Here is a 1,405-nt window from a genome sequence, read left to right on the forward strand (position 1 = left end):
CACCGGCCCGGTAGAAGGCGTCGATCATCGCCAGGATCGTGGACGACGACAGCCAGGCAAGCCAAGGCAGCCCGATCAGCAACGCGATGAAACATGTGGCAGCGACTTGGCTGACGCGCCGCGACACCGGAAAGTGCAACTCACGCGACACCGGGCCACCCTGGTCTCGGCACACTGAATCTCCACAAAACAGCATACCGGCCATCGCACCGATCACGATGGCCGTGACCATCCCCACCGGTCCGCCGATCAGCACTACCAATAGAACAGCCGCCAAAGCGATGCCGGCCCGCCGCTGGTCGGGGCAAAGCGTGCGCGCCATGCCCCAGACGGCGTGGGCAACGATCGCCACGGCCGCCACCTTGAGACCATGCAGGATGCCTTGGCTGACCGGGCCATCGAAAACTGCTGCTCCCGATGCGAAAAGCACCAGCACGATGGCCGAGGGCAGCGTAAAGGCCGTCCAGGCAGCAGCGGCTCCCCAACCTCCACCCCGCAATAGCCCCAAGGCAAAGCCGACCTGGCTGCTGGCCGGGCCCGGAAGAAACTGACACAGCGCCACCAGATCCGCGTAGTCCTTCTCCGACAGCCAGCGGCGCCGCGTGACGAACTCGGCACGAAAATAGCCGAGATGGGCAATCGGCCCACCGAAGGACGTCAGGCCCAGTAGCAGAAAGGCGGAAAAGACTTCCTTGAGACGCTCAACGGAATGGCGCGCGTCCGACATCAGCGAGGCTCCTGGTCGGGCTTCATGAGCAAAACAAGCATCACCGTGCATGGCCGTACCGTTGAACACCACCACGATGTGGATACCTGCTTATAAACTCACCCGCGCTACCAACGGGTATTCCTCGCAATTGTTGCCCTCGCCGGCACGGTCCACCACCAGGAACTCGCCTTCCACGTCGAGCACCGAGTGAATGGCGTGCCAGGTGCCGGCGCGATAATTCACACCCTGGCGACCCTCGGTGACGAACGCGCGCACGTCGCCAGGCTCGATGCGCTCTCCCGGTGGCGCAACGACGAGGATGAAGCGCTCTCCGTGCAATGGCATGAACGCCTGACTGCCGAACGGGTGACGCTCCAGTAATGTAAGAGTCAGCGGCAATTCCACGGGTTGGCTGATGAAAATACTGATGATCGGCCGTGCACCCTCGCCGAGCGTCTCGATTCGCGCCAGATCGTGATAACGCTGGGTGCGGCCATTGTTGATGGGAAAGCTATCGGCATCACGACGATCAATGACATCGCCGAACGGCGCGAAAGCCTCGGCGGTCAGGGGCTGGGCGGTAAGTTCGAGCATGCGTTCTCCTCAGAGGGTATTGTCTCAGCTCAAGCGCAGCTTCATGTGCCGATTCACGTCCTTGTAGAGCAGATAGCGAAACGGCCCCGGCCCGGCGGCGTA

General features: G+C 62.4%; 2 protein-coding genes. Both read right to left on the reverse strand.

Going from position 1 to position 1,405, the window contains the following annotated elements:
- The coding region (locus tag OP495_RS18875) for a chromate transporter (protein WP_280571118.1) at window positions 1–727 on the reverse strand (727 nt) is incomplete at its 3' end.
- 90 nt (window positions 728–817) lie between these two features.
- Window positions 818–1,303, reverse strand: a complete 486-nt coding sequence (locus tag OP495_RS18880; protein WP_280571119.1) for an ureidoglycolate lyase — start codon at window positions 1,301–1,303, stop codon at window positions 818–820.
- Window positions 1,304–1,405: the final 102 nt, after the last annotated feature.

The organism is Chromohalobacter sp. 296-RDG (genome assembly GCF_029889885.1).
Taxonomy (GTDB): domain Bacteria; phylum Pseudomonadota; class Gammaproteobacteria; order Pseudomonadales; family Halomonadaceae; genus Chromohalobacter.